This window comes from Vibrio sp. 10N.222.55.C6 (assembly GCF_041473395.1).
Lineage (GTDB): Bacteria > Pseudomonadota > Gammaproteobacteria > Enterobacterales > Vibrionaceae > Vibrio > Vibrio crassostreae_C.
On sequence record NZ_JBFRSD010001238.1, the window covers coordinates 1 to 441 of the forward strand.

1 protein-coding gene is annotated in these 441 nt (G+C 48.3%); it reads left to right on the top strand.

The window, feature by feature from the left end; all coding sequences use genetic code 11:
* The coding region (locus AB4486_RS28355; protein WP_372120163.1) for a GH36-type glycosyl hydrolase domain-containing protein at window positions 1-441 on the top strand (441 nt) is incomplete at both ends.

A 441-nucleotide genomic window follows, 5' to 3' on the forward strand; every position in this document is an offset into this window, starting at 1 on the left:
ATATCAACAGATGCAGAGCACAGTGAATGAGTGCGGTTGGGATGGCGAATGGTTCGTGCGTTACTTTGATGAGCAAGGCCTGCCGATTGGTTCTCACAAGAACGAGCAAGGGCAGATCTACACTAATGGTCAAAGTTGGCCTGTGATTTCTGGTTTCGCAACACAAGAGCGTGCCACTCAGGCGCTAGATTCGGTTTACAACAAGCTGAACACGACCAATGGTATCAAGCTTTCAACTCCAGGCTACAACGGCTTTGATCCACAACTTGGTGGCGTTTCGACATATCCACCGGGTGCGAAGGAGAACGGCGGTATCTTCCTTCACTCAAACCCATGGGTGATGATCGCAGAAGCGAAAATGGGTAATGGTGAGCGTGCTTATGAGTACTACCGTCAAATTAACCCAGCTTCTAAGAACGACGATATTGATACCTTTGAATC